Below are 19,591 nucleotides of genomic sequence, written 5' to 3' on the forward strand. Positions count from 1 at the left end.
GTGGCCGAGGGCACGCACTACAACCCGTACTTCGCCGGTGCTGCCGCTCTCGCCATGCCAAAGCCGCTCTCCGACGGCCAGGTCACCTATGACGATGGATCGCCGGCGACGGTCGACCAGTACGCCAAGGACGTCGCCTCCTTCCTGATGTGGGCCGCCGAGCCGCATCTCGAGGAGCGCAAGCGCACCGGCTTCATGGTCATGGTCTTCCTCGTCATCTTCTCCGGACTGATCTACCTGACCAAGCGCTCCGTCTACGCAAACAAGGAACACTGAGGGATTTGGCAGCATCGTTCCAAAACGGTTCTCTTTGCTTAAGGCCAACGATGTGCCAGGGGCAGTCGATAGAGTGATGCAGCTTTCGAAGCCGCGCGGAAGCCTCCCGATCAACAGTGCGGCGGCAGGAGTTCAATAATGGGTTCGTTCAGCGCGTGGCATTGGCTAATCGTACTTGCAATCGTGCTACTTCTATTTGGCCGTGGAAAGATCCCGGAACTAATGGGAGACGTGGCGCAGGGTATTCGCGCCTTCAAGAAAGGCGTCGAGGACGAAAAGGACGAATAGACCTTCCGGCGGAGATCCCGGCAGCGATTGGCGCTTCAATGGCCAACATGCCCACGCCGATTTCCCTTCAGGAGTGTCGCGACAAATTGGCGTGCCCAGACGAACAGCGCAGGGGGATCACTGTTTAGGGTAGACGTGGCGCAAAGCTTTAGCGCAAGGGCGAGCTTGGTCGATTTCTTGTGACCGCGTCGGGTTTCGAACAATGTCAAGATCTTCGCGAACACGTCTCCGTCGACGCAGCGGTAAGTGGCAAGGTCGCCAGATCGCGAAGGTCATCAGGCCCGTGGGTGTTCATCGGGTCCCATGTTTCGAAGTAGAGGCGCCTCGAAGCAGCACGTTGCCAACCTTGGCATTGTCATCCACCGAAAGCTTGTCACGCATCGTGTGCAGGGTTATTCGCAACACTTCGTAGGCGACGCGCTGCTCGCAGCCGAGCGCACCATGCGCGCGCCTCGAGGACACAGGTCGGGAACCAGGCGAACGGGATGGAAAACCAGCGCCTACCCAAGCCGGATGGCGTCGGGCTCATTGCACAGGATGGACGATGGCAGACGTGTCGATCATTATCAGCCCGGAATTCCGTGCTCGTCAAAGCCGACGATCTCCTCGTCGCTGCGATTGTCCAATTCCGGCAATTGCGCCACTCTTTCGCGGATCCGGCGCAGTTCGTTAAGGAGACGTTGCTGGGTGCCATCGCCGTAGCCCAGGCGATGCAGGCGTTCGCTGAGGGTCTGATGAATGGCGGCGGTCTTGCTGATACCCTGGCGGCGGGCAAGCTCGTCGGCAAGCGCGACGGTGGCCGGGTTTTTGATGTTCAGGGACACGACAGGCTCCAAAGTCTACGTTTTATTGATTTTCTCGCTGTGAAGCCGAGGCCTGTCAAGTTGGTCCGAACTCGTGATGGAGGGAACGAGTTTCGGGTGTTGATCGGCGAAACTTATCTCGGAGACATGCCCCAGCTTCGAGGTGGACTGGCGAAACGAGCCCCTGTGCAATTCGGCTATCCGTCTGACGATCTTCAAACCGATGCCGAGGCTGTCGGTGCGATCGGACGTGCCGGCCTCTCGTCTCATGCCGCCTGGATGTCGATCCTGNTTCTGGAAAAGCGCAACAAGGTGGCGGCCGCCGAGCCGGTCAAGGCCTGAGCGTGCGACAGGAAGGGAAGAGACACATGAACAAGCTTGTTACCAGCCTCCTGTCGCTGGCCGTCGTCGCTGGTTTGAGCGGCGCGGCACTNGCNNAGGAANCCACCCCGAACGGNGCNGCGCCGGCAGAGCATGCCGAAGGCGCAACGCCGCACTATCCGCTCATGCATCCGAAGCATGAGCACTGGACCTTTGCCGGCCCGCTCGGCCATTACGACAAGGGCCAGCTGCAGCGCGGCCTGAAGGTCTACACGGAAGTCTGCGCCGCCTGTCACTCGATGAGCCTCGTGCCGTTCCGCACGCTCGGAGCTCTCGGCTACTCGGACGCGCAGGTGAAGGCCTTGGCCGCCAACTACGAGGTTCAGGATGGCCCGAATGCCAGCGGTGACATGTTCACCCGCAAGGCCATTCCGTCGGACCATTTCCCGTCGCCGTTCCCGAACCACGAGGCGGCGGCTGCCGCCAACAATGGTGCGGCGCCGCCGGACTTCTCGCTGATCGCCAAGGCGCGCGGCATCGAGCGCGGCTTCCCGCAGTTCCTGATCGACATGATCCCGTTCGTCGGCGGCTATCAGGAAGGCGGTCCGGACTACATCTACTCGCTGCTGACCGGCTACGACCAGCAGCCGCCGGCCGGCGTCCAGGTGGCCGAGGGCACGCACTACAACCCGTACTTCGCCGGTGCTGCCGCTCTCGCCATGCCAAAGCCGCTCTCCGACGGCCAGGTCACCTATGACGACGGATCGCCGGCGACGGTCGACCAGTACGCCAAGGACGTCGCTTCCTTCCTGATGTGGGCCGCCGAGCCGCATCTCGAGGAGCGCAAGCGCACCGGCTTCATGGTCATGGTCTTCCTGGTCATCTTCTCCGGACTGATCTACCTGACCAAGCGCTCCGTCTACGCAAACAAGGAACACTGAGGGATTTGCCCCAGAGTTTAGGGAAAGGCGGCCTTCGGGCCGCCTTTTTTGTTGGTTCCGGCACTGGCAGTTGATAGGGTGCAGCCGAATTGAAGCCCTGCAGAATACGGACATTCCATGAGTGATACGATTTCGGAGCTAGCAGCCAGCATCCGCTCCATCCCGGACTACCCCAAGCCCGGTATCATTTTTCGCGACATTACCACGCTTCTCGGCAATCCGCGTGCCTTCCGCCGCGCCGTTGATGAACTGGTCCAACCCTATGCGGGCCTGAAGATCGACAAGATTGCCGGAACCGAAGCGCGGGGCTTCATCCTGGGCGGAGCCGTCGCACACCAGCTCTCCGCCGGGTTTGTGCCGATCCGGAAGAAAGGCAAACTGCCACGCGATACGGTGCGCGTTGCTTACAGCCTTGAATATGGCGTGGACGAGATGGAAATGCACCTGGATGCTGTTCAGCCGGGCGAGAAGGTTATCCTCGTCGACGACCTGATTGCGACCGGAGGAACGGCCGTCGCCGCCACGCAGCTTCTACGGCAGATGGGGGCGGAGGTTGTTTCTGCCTGCTTCGTCATCGACCTGCCGGACCTTGGCGGTCGCCGAAAACTGGAAGAGCTTGGCGTGGACGTTCGCACGCTGGTGGAATTCGCGGGCCACTGAGGCCCGCGACTATTCAAATTCGATGACGGTGCTTTCGAACCGGACCACCGGCGTGCCGTCAGCGAGCACCCCCTCGCAAAAAATGGTGTTCAAGCGACGCCCCGGGCGGGACACCAGCGGGCGGCTCGAAAGCAGCGTGACGGAATAGGTCACTTCCTCGTCGGCGAAGACCGGCCGGAGCCATTGAAGTTTCGTGAAGCCGGGAGAGGGGCCAAGCTTGGGCGGCTTGATACCCTCGCTTGCCAGTCGCACGCATTCCGCGCTCCAGTAGGCAACGAAGGTTTTCATCCATGCCGCGCAGGTGTGCCATCCCGACGCGCAAAGGCCGCCAAAGAGCGAAGACTTCGCTGCCTCGGCATCCAAATGGAACCGCTGCGGGTCGAAGCGCTCCGCGAAGTGTACGATGCGCTCGGCCGTGAACAGGTAGCTGCCGATTTCTGTCTTTTCGCCACTGGCGTAGCGTTCAGCCATGATCATGCGGTCTTCTCCAGCATGTCACGCAGGGCGAACATGATCGAGTTCTCTGAGAGGCAGACGAGTTCGCCCTTCTGGTTTTCGACCTCGTGGCGAAATTTCACCATACCGATGCCCGGTCTCGAGCGCAGCGCGCGCGACTCGATGACCGTCGAATGGCCGGAGAGCGTATCGCCGGCAAGGACAGGCTTTCGCCATTCCATGAAATCGACACCGGGCGCACCTTGGGAGAACGAATTGACGAGAAAGCTCTCCGCCATCATGCGCATGAACAGCGCGGACGTGTGCCAGCCGGATGCCGCCAGTCCACCGAGAATGCTGGCGCGGCCCGCTGCCTCGTCGACATGCATCGGCTGCGGGTCGAATTCGCGCGCGAACTCGATGATCTCCTCTGCCGTTACTGCTCTCGGGCCGAGCGCAAAACGCCGACCCGGCTGAAAATCTTCAAAGGCGAGTTTCTGATCGGACAAATTCTTCTTCACCTCGTAGGAGTTTCAGAACGACTACAATAGCATTCGACGCGACTCAACGATTCCCACGAGATTTTGAACATGCCAGAACTGAAGTTGATCCTCGATGAGGCTGAGCGTGAAGGCATCATTGCGCGCCAGGCTGCTGACCGGCTACTGCCGTTCCTGATTGCGCGCGGCGTCAAGGTCGATCAGCCTTCGCCCGAATTGCACAGACCGTTGGCGCCTTTTTCGGATACCGAAACGCCGAGCTTCGTGCGCGGCTTTCACGACGTCCTGATAACCATCGGCATCATCGTAGCTTTGGCCGGCCTTTGGGGCATCGCTTCGATCTATGCCGTGCTGCCGGCAATCGTTGTCCTTGCCGAGATCCTTGTTCGGCGTCAAAGGCTGGCGTTGCCGGCCGTTGCGCTAACGATCGCACTTGCCGTCTGGACGGCAAGTTCGGCCGCGCAGTGGCTGGACGACTCACTTTCCTTCGTTGCGATAGGTGGCAACGTTGCGCTGCAGTACACCCTTGCCTTTCCAGTCGTGCTGGGGCTCTTCTATCTGCTTTATCGCGTACCGCTCGCGCTTGCCCTGACGATCATGGGGGCGGCTGTGGTCTTTCTGCAGTTGGTCCTGCGCGCGCTTGGCTGGCTGACCGGCGATCCTCTGTTCGAGGTCAATCATCCGCACGTGTTGTCGATCATCGCGATCGCGTGTGCGGTCGGTCTTTTTGCCTTGGCCATGACATTCGACCTGCGGGACCCGCTGCGTCGTACAGTCAATTCCGACGTTGCCTTCTGGCTTCATTTGGGTGCCGCGCCGGCTTTGCTCTATAGCGTCATTTCGCTTGCGGGGCTCAGCGGCGGTACGCTTGCCGCGTTGCAGACCGTGTCGTTTCGCACGCCGGTGGTCATCGCGACCGTCATCGCGCTCATGCTGATCGGGCTTGTCATCGACCGGCGTGCCTTTGTAACATCGGGATTGGTATCGCTGGGCTTTGCTGTCTACGGCATCTTCCGCCAGGGGGACGCGCGCGTCGATACCTATATTTACATCACGCTTCTGACCGTTGGCGTGATCGTGCTCGTCATTGGGACCGGATGGATGCCGCTTCGGCGGTTCGTGATGCGCCGGCTGCCGGTTGCGATCCAGGAGAAACTGCCGCCGGCATAGGCGGCAGTCGCCTCGGTTCCGCTTTAGGTGTTGAAGCGGAAGTGGATCACGTCGCCGTCCTGGACGACATATTCCTTGCCTTCGTCACGGCCCTTGCCTGCTTCCTTGGCGCCGACTTCACCCTTGAAGTTGATGTAGTCGTCGTAGGAGATGGTGAAGGCGCGGATGAAGCCGCGTTCGAAGTCGGTGTGGATGACGCCGGCAGCCTGTGGCGCCTTGGTGCCGCGAACGATCGTCCAGGCGCGGGTTTCCTTGGGGCCGACGGTGAAATAGGTGATCAGGTCGAGCAGATGGTAACCGGCACGGATCAGCCGGTCCAGCCCGGCTTCCTCGAGGCCGAGCGCCGATAGGAACTCGGTTGCTTCTTCTTCGGGAAGCTGGGCCACTTCGGACTCGATCGCGGCCGAGATGATGACGCATTCGGCGCCCTGCTTCTCGGCCATGGCGGCGACTGCCTTTGTGTGTTCGTTGCCGGTCGAAGCGTCGGCTTCCGCGACGTTGCAGACATAAAGGACCGGATGCGACGTCAGGAGGTTGAGGCCCTTGAGGATCTCGATCTCCTCGGCCGCCAGCGTCTTCAAGAGCAGGCGTGCGGGCTTGCCTTCGTTCAGCAGCTTGATCACGGCTTCCATGACCGGCAGCTGTGCCATCGAGTCCTTGTCTTTGCCGGTGGCGCGCTTGCGGGTCTGCTCGACGCGGCGCTCAAGGCTTTCGAGGTCGGCGAGCATCAGCTCGGTCTCGATCGTGTCGGCATCGCCGACCGGGTTGATGCGGCCCTCGACGTGGGTGATGTCGTCGTCCTCGAAGCAGCGCAGCACATGCACGACGGCATCGACTTCCCGGATGTTGGCGAGGAACTTGTTGCCGAGACCTTCACCCTTCGACGCGCCGCGCACCAAGCCGGCGATGTCGACGAAGGAGATGCGGGTCGGGATGATTTCCTTGGAGCCGGCGATTGCCGCCAGCTTCTGCATGCGGGGATCTGGAACGGCGACTTCGCCGGTGTTCGGCTCGATCGTGCAGAAGGGATAGTTTGCCGCTTGCGCTGCTGCCGTTTTGGTGAGCGCGTTGAAGAGTGTCGATTTGCCGACATTCGGCAGACCGACGATACCGCATTTGAAGCCCATGGCCTGAAAACCTGCTGTTCTTGAATTCGTTGGTGCTGGCTATGGGATAAAACGCGCCTTGCGGTCAAGCTTTTAGCGCAAGTCTCTTGCATTCTGAGGGGTTGAACGCCCGCCCTTGCAGCGCAATATAGACATCGGCGAACGTTCTCGCCTCTCCATGTCATCAACGGGTGGGTTTCCGATGAGTGACAACGATATTGCCCTTAAACCGAAGACAAAGTCGAAGCCGAAGCTGGACCGGCCGAAGCTCTATAAGGTGATCCTTTTCAATGACGATTACACGCCGCGCGAATTCGTGGTGATGATCCTCAAGGTCGTCTTCCGCATGAGTGAGGAGACCGGCTACCGTGTGATGATGACGGCGCACAAGATGGGATCAAGCGTTGTTGTGGTCTGCACGAAGGATATCGCCGAGACGAAGGTCAAGGAGGCGATGGATTATGCCAAGGAGGCCGGTTTTCCGCTGATGTTGACGGCGGAGCCGGAGGAGTAGTTGTCGGCGCGCCGGACCTGATAGCCTGTCTTGTCCTGCGTGAAGCCGCAGTTCTCGTAGAAGCGCAGCGTCGCAGGATCCTTCGAGCCGGTTAGCAGCATCACCTTGTAACAGCCTGCTTTCCATGCGGTTTCGATGGCGTGCTGGAGAAGCACCCGTCCGTAGCCCCGCTGCCTGTAGCGGGCCTCCGTGACGACGTTTTCGATCAGCGCATAGGATGCACCATTCCTGGTCAGGTTGGGGACGACGATCAGCGTCACGGACGAAGCGGCGGCCTGACCCGCGATGCCGACTAAGACAGTCATTCCCGGTTGCGCGAGGATCGCTTCGAACCGCTCTTCGGCACGCTCGCGGTCGATGACCGGATCAGCAGGGTTTAGGTCATGGTAGAGAGCAAGCAGGCTCGGAAGGTCGGCGGCCTCGGCGGAACGAATGACGAGTTCGTCGATTGACATACTCAATCACCCTTGTTGCCGAACATCTTCTTCAGCATTTCGGCCATTGGTCCTGTTGTGGGCAACTTCGGCTGGTTGTTGTTGCGGGCCGCGCGGATATGAGACTTCGCCACCGGCTTTTTCTCTGGCTTCGGCGTTTCTTCTTCGGCCTTGCCGCCGAGTGCAAGTGCCAGCTTGTTCATCAGCTGGGAGTCTTCCTTGCGAACCAGCATGTCGGCGTTATCGGCAAGTGCATCCAGCAACGGCTCGAGCCAAGCCTGATCGGCCTTGGCGAAGTCGCCGAGCACGTGATGCTGCACCAATTCCTTGACACCAGGGTGGCCGATGCCGAGCCGCAGGCGGCGATATTCCTTGCCACAATGAGCGTCGAGCGATTTGATGCCGTTGTGACCGCCATGGCCGCCGCCCGTCTTGAGGCGTGCCTTGCCTGACGGCAGGTCGAGTTCATCGTAGATTGCGACGAGGTCGGCCGGCTGCAGCTTGTAGAAGCGCATGGCCTCGCCGACGGCTTCGCCCGAGAGGTTCATATAGGTCTGCGGCTTGATGAGCAGCACCTTCTCGCCTGCAATTTCGCCTTCGGCGATCTCGGCCTTGAACTTCTTCGACCAGGGCGAAAAACTATGGCGGCGGTAGATGGCATCGACGGCCATGAAGCCGATGTTGTGGCGGTTTCCGGCGTATTTGCCACCGGGATTGCCGAGACCCGCGATAACAAGCATGGCTCGTTCATTCCTTGCAATGTGCTTTATGCGTTCACCACCGCGAAACGGCGTCAAAGTCAAGACGGCGAGACCGCAAACGCTGAAAAATCAGTCTGCGGGGCTCAGGCCATACGTGATGAAGATGGACTTCTGCGTGCCGTCGGCAATCAGCTTGTCCAGCGCCGCCTGCATCTTGGCCAGCAGGTCGCCAGGGAAGTCCTTTTCGCAGGCGATCCCCATTTGTTGCGTGGAAAGCACCGTGACCTTCTCCAAGGGTTGTTCTGCCTTGAGCTTCTCGAAGTAGATTTCGGTGATAGGCATCATGTCGATGCGGCCATTGAGCAGCTTGCGCAGCGTCGAATTGAAGTCAGTGGTGACGTCGAGCTTCGTGAAGCCGCTCTCCTTCAGTGTCATCTCCGTATAGTCTTCGCGCTGGGTACCGACCGTATACTTCTTGGCTTCCTCTAGATCCTTGGCTGCCACGCCGGAGCCCGTTCTGGTGATGAGGATGTTGCGATCGACCAGCAAGGGTTCGACCCATTTGAACATCGGGTCGCGCTTCGCATTGTGAGCGGTCGTAAAGACGCAGCTCATAGGGGTGGTCTGGGCAAGATTGTAGGCCCTGGCCCAAGGCATCATCTCGATCGTGTAGTCGATCCCGGCGTCCTTCATCACTTTTTCGACCTGCTCGACCGACGCGCCTTTTACGGTCTTTCCGTCGCGGTAGCTGAAGGGAGGGTATTCCTCCGTGGCGAGTGTGACGCCGGCGGCAATGGCATGTGTCGAGGCACCGAGGCTCAACAGAATAGAAAGCAGCAGTCTCTTCATCGTGTTGCTCTTCTTCCCCGGTTCACGAAGCTCGTGCGATGAGCTGGCCCGACGCTGACAGGCGCTCGATCAGAGCGGCGGCATGCTGCGGACGATGGAATAGGTATCCCTGACCGAAGTCGAGGCCCATATCGCGCAGCGTGTGGCATTCGTCCTCGGTCTCGATACCCTCGGCGATAACGGTGCAGCCCATCCTGTGGGACAGCGTCGTTATGCTCTCCACCAGCGTGCGGCTCTTCTGGCGAACGTCGTCGTTGGCGTCGTTTATTGACCGGGTGAACGACTGGTCGATCTTGATGATGTCGACCGGGAAGCGATTGAGATAGCTCAGCGACGAATAGCCCGTGCCGAAGTCGTCGAGGGCAATCCGGCAGCCGAAGCGGCGCATCTCGGTAACGATAGTGCGGATCAGCGGATTGTTATGCATCAACACTGCCTCCGTGATTTCGACGACGATGCGCTGCGGGAGGATGCCATGGCGGCCAAGCAATGCGGCAAGGCGCGCGGGCAGGGCGGCTTCGAACTGCAAAGGAGAGAAGTTGATGGCGAGATAGCTGTCCTGCATGCCCGGCAGCCTGGAAATGGCTGCAAGGTGGGCGATCGCCTTCTCCATAATGACATTTCCGACGCGAATGATCTTGCCCGTCTCCTCCGCGACATTGATGATCTCGGCCGGCGCCATCAAACCCTTTTGCGGATGGTTCAGGCGCATCAGCGCCTCAAAACCGGCGACTCCGCGGCCGTTGAGGCTGACAATCGGCTGCAAATAGGCGTCGAACCAATCCTCCGCGAGGCCTGCCTCGATGTAGGTCTCGATTTCGGCGCGAGCCCTAGTATGGTCCATCATGCGGTTGTCGAAGAGCTGCGCACCGTTCTTGCCGTCGCGCTTCTTCGCGTACATGGCCATGTCAGACTTCTGCAACAGCTCGGCAGCGTTCGCGGCATGACGCGGGTAGATGGCAATGCCGACGCTGGCGCTCAAGTGCAGGTCCGGACCGAACGGCTCGACAAAGATGGAGGCGATCTGATCGGCCATCGCGCCCGCCCGCCGCGCGGCATCTTTTGCCGGCAGAAGGATTGCGAATTCGTCGCCGCCCAGGCGTGCCGCCTGGTCCGATGGCGCCAGATGCATCCTCAATCGGTCGACAAACTCCCGAAGAGCCCTGTCACCCTCGGCATGGCCGAGATTGTCGTTGATCCATTTGAAACGGTCGAGGTCGACGAACAGGCAGGCAAGTTCCTGACCGAGCGCGTCCGCCTGCTGAATTTTGGTATCGAGCACGGACTCGAAACCCTGACGGTTCAGCAGGCCGGTCAGATGGTCGCGGATTGCTTGCTCGTGATTGCGTGCCTCGGAAGCTTTCAGCTCGGTGACATCGGTCATTACCGACAGCGAGAGCCGGTCATGACCCGCGGTGGCTGCTGTCGATTCGAGGATGAGCACATCCATGATGCTGCCGCTGGCGCATATGAACTTGACCGTCACGTCGAATGCGGCGCTGCCATCGAGGTCATTCTTGCGCCCGAGGAAGGCCTCACGCGTATCTGGTGTAACGAGGTCTGCAAACCTGCGGCCGACCACCTGCGGCCGCTCATAGCCGGTCGCGACGAGCCAATAGTCGCTGACCGCGGTTATGCGGTCATCCTCGTCGAGCGAGAACAGCATCGCCGGCGTCAGGTCGTAAATGTCGACGGCACGGCGATGCGCGAGCTTCAATTCGCGCTCCTCGCTTTCGAGCTTCGACTGCATCTCATTGAAGCCGCTGGCGAGGCGTCCCATCTCGTCGTTCGATTGCCAGTTGACGTGATGACGCGAGCCCAGCTGGCGGGTTGCCTCGACGGCTGCCGTCAGGCGCATCAGTGGCCGGATGATGAAGATTCGATTGCCGATCAAGGCGGCGCTGAAGACGGCCAGCACCGCGAAGATGAAGATCGACATGAAGACGATCTCTTCGTGCTTGAGGCCGGAGAAGAGACCGAGCGCTGGATAGAACACGGAGATCGTGCCCAGGTTCTTCGGGCCGTCGATCGTGTTGTATATGATCGCGCGCGACACCTGGACGAGGTTGCCGTTGAACGACTTCGGTATGGTCGACTGCGTGACGTCCAGCTGGCCGGACTGGTCGCGAACCTGGACCTTGACGATCGCGCCCTGCGAAACGATCGTCGCGCTGATCTGCGTCACGCTGTCATCATCAAGGTCCCAGAGCGGCTTGGCGAGGGCCTGAGAATTGGCGACAAGAAGAACCGAGATGTGGTCGCGTATTTCCTTGTCTGCGCGCTCGGAAGAAAGAAAAAGAAAAAGGACGAACAGTGGAGCAACGAAGAGCAGCAAAGCTCCGCAAATGATTGCCAAAAAACGATTTTCAACGGAATTGTGCATTGTTCCGTTTTGCTCCCATCCGCACTTTGCATTCACGGTTTTCGACGCCCGTGGGTCTTTCAAAAACGTACCGGCATGCTTCCATGAAATGTATTAAATGTTGCTGAAACAGGCTCCTTGCAACCAATGAAAAGGGCCCGCCTTCGAGAGAAAGCGGGCCCTATGCTTTACAAATTATGGAAGCGATCAGGCTTCTGCTTCGCCTTCTTCTGCAACCGTTTCGTCAACGCCGCCAGCCGGGGCGATGACCGTCGCAATCGTGAAGTCGCGATCGGAAATGGTCGGCGTTACACCCTTCGGCAGGGTAAGGTCGGAAATGTGGATGCTGTCGCCGATCTTCTTGCCGTTCAGGTCAACGTTGAAGAATTCCGGGATCGCATCAGCCGGGCAGTGAACTTCGATTTCGTGACGAACGATGTTCAGGACGCCGCCAGCCTTGAGACCCTGGGACTTCTCTTCGTTGATGAAGTGAACCGGGATTTCAACCGTGACCTGGGTGTTGCCGGAAACGCGCAGGAAGTCCACGTGCATCGTGAAGTCACGGACGGGATCCAGCTGGTAGTCCTTCGGCAGAACCTTGTACTTCTTGCCGTCGACCTCGATGGTCGCGATCGTGGTCATGAAACCACCGGCATGAATGCGCTTCGTCACCTCATTGGTGTTGAGAGCGATAGAAATGGGGGCCTGCTTGTCACCATAGATGACAGCGGGAATCAAACCGTTGCGGCGAAGTTCACGGGCGGACCCCTTACCAACCCGTTCGCGCGCCTCGGCCTTGAGCTCGTAGCTTTCGTGGCTCATGACTTTTCCTTCCGAGGTTATTTGGAGAGCCCCGCGGAGGCCTATGCTTGCCGCGGAACTGGAGGCGGGTTACCCCATCCTCATCCGCGTTGCCTCCAAGGGTGTCTGCGCGGACGCGTGCGCTATAGTATAGATGTGACGGAAACGCAAGCTGGTGCCTTACTGGTGGCGCGGATCATGGTGCGGGACAAGCACTTGGCGAGTGGTACCAGGCAACGGTTGCAGAAGTTGAAGCGGATCGCGAAGGCTTAACTATACGGCCGGATTTCCCCCAGAGATTAAGTAATACAAAATGTCGGCGCGGTTATGAAGGCCAAAACGCAACCTGGTCTCTCCGATGCCACGTCTCTTTACCTGCATTGCAGCCGAACACAGCTGGCCGCACCTGATCTTTGCAACCGTGATCTGCCTGCTTGGCTCGCTACTCACGGTAAGGCTTTTTTCGCGGGTTCGGCGCACCCATGGGTTCCAGAAATTCAATTGGCTGTTCCTGTCAGGGTTCGTCGGCGGCGCGACAATTTGGACGACCCATTTCATCGCCATGCTTGGCTTCCGCGCGCCGACGCTCAGCGGTTATGAGTCGGATCTGACGCTGCTGTCGCTTTTCACCGGCATCGCCTCCGCCATGATCGGCTTTTCGGTCGCCTCGATGCGAAGCCAGGACGCGCTTGTCGAGGCCGGGGGCGCAATCGTCGGCCTTGGTGTCGCAGCGATGCATTACGTCGGTATTGCCGGCTACAAGGTGGCCGGCGAGGTCCAATGGAATACTGCCTATGTCGTTACTTCGCTGATTGCGGCGGCCGGTTTTGGCGCGCTCATGGCGCGCCGGGTTGTACGGCCGACGGCGCGCTTCAGCCCGGTTGGGGCGGCCTTGCCGCTGATCCTTGCGATCGTTTCCACGCATTTCCTCGGCATGGCGGGCATGACGATCGTCCCGGATGTGACGGTCGCAGTTCCTCGAGAAATTCTCTCGGTGGGCGTGATGACCAGCTTGGTCGGTACCGTCATGGTCATCATCCTGCTCCTCGGAGCATCCACCTACATTATCGACATGCAGTCGACGGAAGCGGCCGTCGCTCGCTATCGTCATCTCTCGCTTCACGATCCACTGACGAACCTCGCAAACCGCGCGGCGTTGAACGAACATCTCGCCACCGTGACCAAACGGACCCATGAAATCGGCTGGAATGTCGCCGCTCTCTGCTTCGACCTCGATCGTTTCAAGGAGATCAACGATGTGCATGGTCACGCGGCTGGCGACGCCGTGCTGCGGGCGATCGGCGAGCGGCTGGTGAAGGTCATGCAAAAGGGACAGTTCGTGGCCCGGATCGGCGGCGATGAATTTGTGGTCGTCATGCGCGATCACGTTGGCCGCTCCGAGGCCAGAAGTGTTGCGCAGCGCCTGCTCGACGAGATCGAGCGACCGGTCGAGTGGAACGGCCAGTCGCTTAGCGTCGGGTCCAGCATCGGCATCTCCAGCTTTCCGGATAAGGCGCGCACCGTCGATGACCTGCTTTCGCAGGCTGACGTTGCCATGTATCGTGCCAAGACGACGGCAGGGAGCAGTATCTGCTTTTACGATCCCTCGATGGACGAAGCAGCGCGGGAACGAAGTGCGCTGGCGATCGAGATGCGCGAAGGGCTGAAGAGGGGCGAATTCGAACTCTTTTATCAGCAGCAGAACGATACCATGACACGTGCGGTGTTGGGTTTCGAGGTGTTGCTGCGCTGGAAACACCCGACGCGCGGCTACATCTCGCCGGTCGAATTCATCCCGATCGCCGAGAAAACGGGTTTCATCATGGAGCTCGGCGAATGGGTGTTGCGTAACGCCTGCGTGGAAGCGGCCAGCTGGAAGAACCCCTTGAGCATAGCGGTTAATGTCGCGGCCCAACAGCTCGCAGACAGCCGCCTGCCGCAGATTGTACAGCAGATTCTCGCCGAAACGGGTCTGGTGCCGCCACGCCTCGAACTCGAGATTACGGAGACCGGCATCATTGCCGACCACGGGCACGCGTTGAACGCCATCCGCCGGCTGAAGGAGCTCGGCGTCAAGGTGGCAATGGACGACTACGGCACCGGCTATTCGTCTCTCTCCACGCTTCAGAGCTTCCCGTTCGACAAGATCAAGATCGACCGTGCTTTTGTCGATGGCGTCGTCACCAACAAGCAGTCGGCAGCGATCGTTCGCTCAACGCTCATTCTTGCACAGAGCCTTGATATTCCGGTTCTCGCCGAAGGCGTAGAACGCGAAGAGCACGTCGATTTCCTTCGCCGCGAAGGTTGCCTTCAGGTGCAGGGCTTCCTCTTCGGAAAGCCGATGCCACGTCCAGACATCGAGGCCCTCGTCAATGGCGATGGAACAGGCGCGACAGATCGCCAGGTCGTTGCTTCGAGGGCCGATGCGGCGGACTGACCACCGCACTGCAACACGGCTTGACATCCGCCGCGTGGAAACCTCACATGCTCGCAAAACACAAGCGGCGGAGGAGTTCGGATATGCGGCTCAATCTTATTGCGGCAACGAGTACGATCGCGCTCGCCTTGGCATCTGCGGCCTATGCCGCTGACATCAACCAGGCTGGGGCCAAGCAGGTTCAAGAAAGCCTGACGAGACTGCTGCCGAAGAGAGTGGCGAAAGACGGTTTCGTGACCGTCAATCCGGCTGGGACACGCTACGAGATCATCTATGATTTTGCGAAGCTTCTGAAGAGCATCGATCCGGGCAGCTTTACAGTCACCGGCTTGACGCCCTGGTCGATGTTCGCAACGCGATTGGATACCGGTCTGTGGAGCGTGGAGGGGAACAATTCCCTCAATGTGTCTGGCAGCTTCAAGGCGTCGGGACAGCCAAAGACGGAATTTGCCTACATCATCGAGACCTTCATTTTCAGTGGCGTTTTCGACCCGGCGATCGGCTATCTCCGCTCGGGCGACTTCTCTACGAAGGCCGTGAATTTCTCATCCAAGACCGAAGCCGAGGAAGTAAGCGCCGGCTTTGATAGCATGAAATACAAACTGACGTCGTCGGAGGGTGCTGCGGCCGGCACGACGAATTTTGCCACCAGCGGCTCGGCCGCGGGATTCCTAGAGAAGATCAGCAGTCGCGAAGTGCCTCCGGTCGAAATCCGCGCTGACACAATCGATTTCGCAGCGGCGGTGAACGGCCTGCCCGTGAACAAGGTTCGCGACATCATCATGTTCGTGGCCGACCACGCCGACGAGAAGAAACTTGCTGTGGCGGACGGCGAGAAGTTGAAGGAAATGCTTCGTGACGCGTTTCCGTTGCTGACGAGCTTCAACGAAACGATCGACTTCAACAATCTCACAGTGTCGAGTGCCGCGGGTAACGGTGGCGCCAAGAACCTCAATTATGAGGTTGCACTCGACGGCGCGACCGACGCGACGCGCTTTGGAGTGGGTGTGACGGCGGATCAAATAAGTTTCGCGAGCGCGATCGTTCCTGCGGCCTATTCAGACTTCGTGCCCCGGCAATTGCAGCTGCAGTTGGCGATACCCAACATGGATTTTGCGGCGTTCGGCGATGAGTTTCTCAAGGTCGATTTCAGCGGCGCATCGTCAGAAGACAGCGGCAAGAAGGCGGTCGAGCGGCTCTTCAAGGGCGGCGAATTGGTCATGGAGTTCCCGAAGATCACCGCGGTCTCGAGCGTTTACGATGCCGAGATTTCCGCAAAGGTCCGCGGACGGGTCGATACTTCCAAGGATTATTCCATGGAAGCGACGGTTCTGGCGCGTGATCTCGACAAGACGATTGCCGCCGTTCAGGAGCTTGCGAAGACCAACGCCGAGCTCAATCAGGTGTCGTTCGGCCTGATGATGGCCAAGGGCTTTGCGAAGACTGATCCCGACGGGCGTCAACGCTGGGATATCAGCGTTGCGCAAAACGGCTCCGTCACGATCAACGGCCAGGTCATCAAGGGCGCGGATTGAGCCTGCTACGTTAGCCTTGCAGCTCAAGGCGAGGGGCCTTGCGGGGCGCCCCCGGCAGGTCCATGCTGTGCTGCCAGTGTCGGCTCTCTAGGTGAGGCCGGTGCGCTCAGAGAGGCAGGCCGATGAATTGTGCCGCCTGTGGTTTTGCGATCGAAAGTAGTTTTGCGTTCTGCCCGAAGTGCGGCGCAAGACAACCGATCGTCTGCGCCTCATGTGGCGAGACATGCCAGCCCGATTTTGCGTTTTGCCCAAAATGTGGAACACCTCTTGGCCCGGCCGAAGGTCGTGCAGTTCCTGCCGAACCGCCGCCGCGTACAGTCCCGCCTACATCGATGCCTGACGATGCCGCCGACCGGCGTCCGCTGACCGTTCTGTTTGCCGATCTCTGCGGCTTTACTGCGCTCAGCGAGAGAACTGACCCGGAACTGATGCGCTCGCTGCAGAACGAACTGTTCGAGGAGTTGACGCGGGCCGTAGAGGCTTATGGCGGCTATGTTGACAAGTTTGTCGGTGACGCGTTGCTTGCGCTGTTCGGGGCCCCGACAGCACATGAGGACGATCCCGATCGTGCCCTTTGCGCAGCACTCGACATGATTGCGGGTGCTGACCGCCTTGGCGCCAAATGGCTGGATCTGGCCGGTGGAGATCCGCTGCAGCTGCATGTCGGCATCAACACAGGGCCGGTGGTCAGCGGTGGTTTCGGAGCGGCGGCTGCGCGATCCTACTCGGTGACCGGCGATACAGTGAATACGGCCCAACGATTGCAAACGATGGCGGGTCCAGGCGAGATACTGGTAGGCCCGGTAACCTACCGTCTGACGCGGCACGCGTTCGCGTTCGACAATCTCGGTTCGCTTGCCCTTCGCGGGAAGACGGGAAATGTACAGGTACATCGTCTCCTCGGACGGATGGAGACGCCTCACGCCGCGCGCGGTTTGGAAAGCCTAGGCCTGCACGCCGAACTCATCGGGCGTGACTCGGAACTGTCGCGGATGTCCAATTGCCTGGATCGCGCCAGTGGCGGCAATGCGCAACTCGTCCAGCTCGTCGGTGAGGCTGGCATCGGCAAGTCAAGATTGGTCAAGGAGTTTCTGCAGAACGTCGCCGAAGCCGAGCGGTTCAGGCAGGTGGTGGTACGGCGTGCCGTCTGCTCACCCCTCGGGGAGCAATCCTATGGGACGCTAGCATCGGTTCTGCGCAGCGCCTACGGGATAGCTGAGCGGGAAACCGCAGCCCGGACGGCCGAACTGCTGGCGGCGGGATTGGTCGACCTTGGTTTTAGCGAGAGCGAGGTCGCGGGTCTGACGCCGCTCCTTTCTCATGTCTTGGGCCTCGGCGATCCGGATGGAGCGCTGCGGTATGTCGAGCCAGAGCAGTTGCGGCGGCAGATCTTTTACGCCACGCGTACGATTTTTGAACGGCGGCTGTCGCTAAGCCCACTGCTGCTGGTGGTAGAGGATCTCCATTGGGCGGATGCCGCTTCGATCGAGGCGCTACGCTTCGTCCTGGACCGGCTCGAACGTACGCGCCTGATGATGCTGACGACAGGGCGGTCGGTTGCCGAGGGCGAAGGCCTGGAGTCAAGCCGGATCAACCGCACCGTCATGCGGCTCGCGCCGCTTTCGAGTAAGGATGGCGAGGCTCTGCTGACGCAATTCTTTGGCGTGGACAGTTCCGTGCCTGCGAAGACGCGCTCACGAATTCTCGCGCGAGCGGGCGGCAATCCGCTGTTTATCGAGGAGATCGTACGGGCGCTGATCGAGACCGAGGCACTTCATTTCGAGAACGGATGCTGGCGCATGGCGGGTGGCGAAATGGGAACCGAGGTGCCGATGAACCTGCAGGCGATGCTGCTGGCGCGCGTCGACCGCCTGCCGCCCGACGTCAAGCGTTTGGCGCAGGAAGCTGCCGTTATAGGTCCACGCTTCGATCTGGCATTGCTTCGCGCCGTCGCATCGGATGCAGAGCGTGTCGAGCGTGGGCTGGATTATCTCTGCGAGGCCGAGGTCGTTGAGGAAACGCCTGGTGCTGCTTCGGCAAAGGCGATCTCTTATTGCTTCCCGCAGCAGCTATTGCACGATGCCATCTATGGCAATCTCTTGCTACAGCGCCGCAAGGAGCTGCATGCCCGTATCGGGGCCGCGATCGAGAGAATACATTACGGCATACCCGCTCGACTCGAGGATATCGCACAACTCGGCCGTCACTACTGCCGGGCCGACGAGGTGAGCAAGGGCGTCCGATACCTCATGGCCGCGGGCGATTTGGCCCGCAAGACCTACGCAAACGACGATGCGATGCGCCTCTACCGCGAGGCGCTTGCGGCAATTTCGGATAACCCGCAAGCCGGTTCGGAGTTGCTTGCTCTTCATGAACGGTTCGCTGATCTCTGCGGGCCGGCGGGAGAGCGGGAAACGGCCCGCGAACACTATGGCCGCGCACTGACGACCTTAAAGGAAGCTGGTGATCAGCCGGGTGCGGCGCGGATCCTGCGCAAGCTCGGCCGCCTCAATCTTGCTGCGGGCAGAAGTGATCTTGCGGACGCCGACTATGCGCAGGCCGCCTCGCTGTTGAGCGAGAGCAATGCACCCATCGAACTCGCCCATCTGCTTCAGGAGCGTGGGCATCTGGCCTTCCGCAAGGGCGATCAGAACGCTGCCGCGCGTTGGGCCGATGATGCACTGTCCTGCCTCAACACTGCAACATTGGATGGGGAAGGCTCCGTGGCCTCGGAAGCTGCGCAGGTGCGAGCGGAGGCGCTGAATACAAAGGGGGTGGCGCTGGCGCGGCTGGGGCGGCACCGCGAGGCGGTGCGCGAAGTCGAGCGAAGTCTGGAGGTTGCCGAAACGGCGGGGCTTCTCGGCGCGGCCTGTCGCGCCTATTCCAATCTCGGCGTTCTCTATACGATCGTCGATCCGCGGCGTGCCATCGATGTGTGTCGCCAGGGCCTCGATGTTGCCAAGCGCATCTCCGACCTCGGTTTTCAAGCCCGGCTTTTCGCCAACCTCGCGGTCGCCTGCTGCACCTTCACCGACAACTGTGCCAAGGAGGGAGTGCCGGCGGCTGAAAGAGCGATCGAGATCGACCGGGCGCTGGATCAGCGCGATCACCTGGCGGTGCCCCTCATCGTGCTCGGACAGATCCATCAGTGTCACGGGGAACCAGACTTGGCTCGGAACTACTACGAGGAAGCGCTTCAGCTCGCGCGTGAAATCGGCGAGCCACAGCTTCTCTTTCCATGCTATGATGGGCTTGCGACGTTGAACCTGGAAAAGGACGATATGGCCGAGGCGGAGCGCTACTTTTCGCTCGCGCAGGATGTTTGCGTCAGGCATGGGCTGGATCCCGACGCGCTGGTCGTGCTGCCCTTCCTGGATTGAATCAATGCCGGCAGGTAAGGTGCTGAGTTTTCGCTATTTTTTCTTCTGCTCGGCTTGCTCGCCGACGCGCAAATGAAG

General features: G+C 60.1%; 18 protein-coding genes. 9 read left to right on the forward strand and 9 right to left on the reverse strand.

Going from position 1 to position 19,591, the window contains the following annotated elements; all coding sequences use genetic code 11:
* Positions 1-276, forward strand: a 276-nt coding sequence (locus RHIBUN_RS33925) for a cytochrome c1 (protein ID WP_245271718.1), incomplete at its 5' end; no start/stop codon positions are given.
* Between the two features lie 138 nt (positions 277-414).
* Positions 415-564 (forward strand): twin-arginine translocase TatA/TatE family subunit, encoded by a 150-nt coding sequence (locus RHIBUN_RS0125235; protein WP_018860191.1) that lies wholly within the window; start codon positions 415-417, stop codon positions 562-564.
* Between the two features lie 566 nt (positions 565-1,130).
* Here RHIBUN_RS0125235 and RHIBUN_RS35685 read toward each other — a convergent pair.
* Complete coding sequence (locus RHIBUN_RS35685; protein ID WP_084659811.1) at positions 1,131-1,388, reverse strand: type II toxin-antitoxin system VapB family antitoxin; 258 nt, start codon at positions 1,386-1,388, stop codon at positions 1,131-1,133.
* A gap of 347 nt (positions 1,389-1,735) precedes the next feature.
* Between RHIBUN_RS35685 and RHIBUN_RS0125245 the strand changes: the two genes are divergently transcribed.
* The gene (locus RHIBUN_RS0125245; RefSeq protein WP_025661705.1) at positions 1,736-2,629 is read left to right on the forward strand and encodes a cytochrome c1; all 894 of its coding nucleotides are present in this window, start codon (positions 1,736-1,738) and stop codon (positions 2,627-2,629) included.
* Between the two features lie 117 nt (positions 2,630-2,746).
* Positions 2,747-3,289 (forward strand): adenine phosphoribosyltransferase, encoded by a 543-nt coding sequence (locus tag RHIBUN_RS0125250; RefSeq protein ID WP_018857243.1) that lies wholly within the window; start codon positions 2,747-2,749, stop codon positions 3,287-3,289.
* Positions 3,290-3,298: 9 nt separating this feature from the next.
* On the opposite strand, the gene RHIBUN_RS0125255 is transcribed toward RHIBUN_RS0125250, so the two are convergent.
* Both RHIBUN_RS0125255 and RHIBUN_RS0125260 read right to left on the reverse strand, forming a co-directional pair.
* Entirely contained in the window at positions 3,299-3,766 is a 468-nt protein-coding gene (locus RHIBUN_RS0125255) for a MaoC family dehydratase (protein WP_025661706.1), read from the reverse strand.
* Positions 3,763-4,233: a MaoC family dehydratase gene (locus RHIBUN_RS0125260; RefSeq protein ID WP_025661707.1), complete on the reverse strand. Its 471-nt coding sequence runs from the start codon at positions 4,231-4,233 to the stop codon at positions 3,763-3,765. The genes RHIBUN_RS0125255 and RHIBUN_RS0125260 overlap by 4 nt, the downstream gene beginning before the upstream one ends.
* Before the next feature lie 81 nt (positions 4,234-4,314).
* On the opposite strand from RHIBUN_RS0125260, the gene RHIBUN_RS0125265 reads away from it, so the two are divergent.
* A complete protein-coding gene (locus tag RHIBUN_RS0125265; RefSeq protein WP_025661708.1) occupies positions 4,315-5,394 on the forward strand; it encodes a hypothetical protein in 1,080 nt (359 codons plus the stop codon).
* Positions 5,395-5,417: 23 nt separating this feature from the next.
* Here the strand turns inward: RHIBUN_RS0125265 and ychF are convergent, their stop codons facing one another.
* On the reverse strand, positions 5,418-6,521 hold the full coding sequence (gene ychF, locus RHIBUN_RS0125270; protein WP_018857239.1) for a redox-regulated ATPase YchF: 1,104 nt from the start codon (positions 6,519-6,521) through the stop codon (positions 5,418-5,420).
* A 181-nt stretch (positions 6,522-6,702) separates the two neighbouring features.
* Here ychF and clpS point away from each other — a divergent pair, with 181 nt between their 5' ends.
* Positions 6,703-7,014 carry an ATP-dependent Clp protease adapter ClpS gene (clpS, locus tag RHIBUN_RS0125275; protein WP_025661709.1) on the forward strand — a complete coding sequence of 104 codons (312 nt, stop codon included), beginning with the start codon at positions 6,703-6,705 and terminating at the stop codon, positions 7,012-7,014.
* On the opposite strand, the gene RHIBUN_RS0125280 is transcribed toward clpS, so the two are convergent.
* The 5 genes from RHIBUN_RS0125280 to RHIBUN_RS0125300 form a co-directional block, all read right to left on the reverse strand.
* Positions 6,960-7,469 (reverse strand): GNAT family N-acetyltransferase, encoded by a 510-nt coding sequence (locus tag RHIBUN_RS0125280; protein ID WP_025661710.1) that lies wholly within the window; start codon positions 7,467-7,469, stop codon positions 6,960-6,962. The two genes, clpS and RHIBUN_RS0125280, sit on opposite strands and share 55 nt — an antisense overlap.
* 2 nt (positions 7,470-7,471) lie before the next feature.
* Complete coding sequence (pth, locus tag RHIBUN_RS0125285) at positions 7,472-8,188, reverse strand: aminoacyl-tRNA hydrolase (RefSeq protein WP_018857236.1); 717 nt, start codon at positions 8,186-8,188, stop codon at positions 7,472-7,474.
* A gap of 90 nt (positions 8,189-8,278) precedes the next feature.
* Positions 8,279-8,998, reverse strand: coding sequence for a transporter substrate-binding domain-containing protein (locus tag RHIBUN_RS0125290; protein ID WP_018857235.1), 720 nt, complete (start codon positions 8,996-8,998; stop codon positions 8,279-8,281).
* 22 nt (positions 8,999-9,020) lie between these two features.
* The gene (locus RHIBUN_RS0125295) at positions 9,021-11,381 is read right to left on the reverse strand and encodes an EAL domain-containing protein (RefSeq protein WP_025661711.1); all 2,361 of its coding nucleotides are present in this window, start codon (positions 11,379-11,381) and stop codon (positions 9,021-9,023) included.
* A gap of 186 nt (positions 11,382-11,567) precedes the next feature.
* Positions 11,568-12,182, reverse strand: a complete 615-nt coding sequence (locus RHIBUN_RS0125300) for a 50S ribosomal protein L25/general stress protein Ctc (RefSeq protein ID WP_018857233.1) — start codon at positions 12,180-12,182, stop codon at positions 11,568-11,570.
* Between the two features lie 337 nt (positions 12,183-12,519).
* Between RHIBUN_RS0125300 and RHIBUN_RS0125310 the strand changes: the two genes are divergently transcribed.
* From RHIBUN_RS0125310 to RHIBUN_RS0125320, 3 genes are all read left to right on the forward strand, one after another.
* Positions 12,520-14,598, forward strand: coding sequence for an EAL domain-containing protein (locus RHIBUN_RS0125310; protein WP_025661712.1), 2,079 nt, complete (start codon positions 12,520-12,522; stop codon positions 14,596-14,598).
* Positions 14,599-14,681: 83 nt separating this feature from the next.
* Positions 14,682-16,133, forward strand: a complete 1,452-nt coding sequence (locus tag RHIBUN_RS0125315) for a hypothetical protein (protein ID WP_025661713.1) — start codon at positions 14,682-14,684, stop codon at positions 16,131-16,133.
* A 122-nt stretch (positions 16,134-16,255) separates the two neighbouring features.
* The gene (locus RHIBUN_RS0125320; protein WP_025661714.1) at positions 16,256-19,513 is read left to right on the forward strand and encodes an adenylate/guanylate cyclase domain-containing protein; all 3,258 of its coding nucleotides are present in this window, start codon (positions 16,256-16,258) and stop codon (positions 19,511-19,513) included.
* Positions 19,514-19,591 lie beyond the last annotated feature (78 nt).

It is taken from the genome of Rhizobium sp. IBUN (genome assembly GCF_000510625.1).
Classification (GTDB): domain Bacteria; phylum Pseudomonadota; class Alphaproteobacteria; order Rhizobiales; family Rhizobiaceae; genus Rhizobium; species Rhizobium altiplani.

Coding starts and splice junctions, on each gene's coding strand:
- RHIBUN_RS0125235 (WP_018860191.1), top strand. CDS start 415: ATGGGTTCGTTCAGCGCGTGGCATTGGCTAATCGTACTTGCAATCGTG.
- RHIBUN_RS0125250 (WP_018857243.1), top strand. CDS start 2,747: ATGAGTGATACGATTTCGGAGCTAGCAGCCAGCATCCGCTCCATCCCG.
- RHIBUN_RS0125255 (WP_025661706.1), bottom strand. CDS start 3,766: ATGATCATGGCTGAACGCTACGCCAGTGGCGAAAAGACAGAAATCGGC.
- RHIBUN_RS0125265 (WP_025661708.1), top strand. CDS start 4,315: ATGCCAGAACTGAAGTTGATCCTCGATGAGGCTGAGCGTGAAGGCATC.
- ychF (WP_018857239.1), bottom strand. CDS start 6,521: ATGGGCTTCAAATGCGGTATCGTCGGTCTGCCGAATGTCGGCAAATCG.
- clpS (WP_025661709.1), top strand. CDS start 6,703: ATGAGTGACAACGATATTGCCCTTAAACCGAAGACAAAGTCGAAGCCG.
- RHIBUN_RS0125280 (WP_025661710.1), bottom strand. CDS start 7,469: ATGTCAATCGACGAACTCGTCATTCGTTCCGCCGAGGCCGCCGACCTT.
- pth (WP_018857236.1), bottom strand. CDS start 8,188: ATGCTTGTTATCGCGGGTCTCGGCAATCCCGGTGGCAAATACGCCGGA.
- RHIBUN_RS0125290 (WP_018857235.1), bottom strand. CDS start 8,998: ATGAAGAGACTGCTGCTTTCTATTCTGTTGAGCCTCGGTGCCTCGACA.
- RHIBUN_RS0125295 (WP_025661711.1), bottom strand. CDS start 11,381: ATGCACAATTCCGTTGAAAATCGTTTTTTGGCAATCATTTGCGGAGCT.
- RHIBUN_RS0125300 (WP_018857233.1), bottom strand. CDS start 12,182: ATGAGCCACGAAAGCTACGAGCTCAAGGCCGAGGCGCGCGAACGGGTT.
- RHIBUN_RS0125310 (WP_025661712.1), top strand. CDS start 12,520: ATGCCACGTCTCTTTACCTGCATTGCAGCCGAACACAGCTGGCCGCAC.
- RHIBUN_RS0125315 (WP_025661713.1), top strand. CDS start 14,682: ATGCGGCTCAATCTTATTGCGGCAACGAGTACGATCGCGCTCGCCTTG.
- RHIBUN_RS0125320 (WP_025661714.1), top strand. CDS start 16,256: ATGAATTGTGCCGCCTGTGGTTTTGCGATCGAAAGTAGTTTTGCGTTC.